The organism is Streptococcus sp. GMD6S, assembly GCF_000297015.1.
This window is the reverse complement of the sequence record NZ_AJRH01000269.1, coordinates 1-524: the sequence shown is the minus strand read 5'-3', so window position 1 is coordinate 524 and position 524 is coordinate 1. Positions and strand designations below refer to the sequence as shown.

At 41.6% G+C, this 524-nt stretch carries 2 protein-coding genes; both read right to left on the bottom strand.

What is annotated here, in order from left to right; genetic code table 11:
* Positions 1-176 (bottom strand): DUF4651 domain-containing protein (locus GMD6S_RS10105; protein WP_044141116.1); only part of this gene is annotated, 176 nt, incomplete at its 3' end.
* A gap of 174 nt (positions 177-350) precedes the next feature.
* The coding region (locus GMD6S_RS12450) for a glutamine amidotransferase-related protein (RefSeq protein WP_008295337.1) at positions 351-524 on the bottom strand (174 nt) is incomplete at its 5' end.

Here is a 524-nt window from a genome sequence, read left to right as displayed (position 1 = left end):
AGAGTCGCAATCTCACCCATATCTGAGAAAAGTTCGCGCACGATAGCGGTCAACTCTTCTTGCGTCTTCATGAGTTTGTGGTTATCTGCTGCTTTTTTAGCCCCCAAAGCAAGGGCGCTTAGACCAGCCACAGTCAAGCCAGTCATCCATAATTTCTTAGCTTTCATACCTTTCATTGTAACACAAAAAGGGCGCTAGGACAAATAGGGAAGCCGTATACGAGCAAGGAAAATCTCATCCATTACTGTAGAAAGAAAACTTCTGATTCTTATTATCAAGCGCCTGAGTTAGCAAGACTTTTCTAAATGAATAAAAAACCTCTGAGATTGTTCTCAAAGGTTCGAATTTTTCTAATTGCTATTTTCAACCGCTGCAGTGACAAAGGCAGTGTAGAGCTCTTCTGGACGGTTTGGACGGCTGGAAAGTTCAGGGTGATACTGACAAGCTACAAAAAATTTATTTTCAGGAATTTCCACAATTTCGACCAAACGATTGTCTGGAGAAACTCCTGAGAAGACAAAACC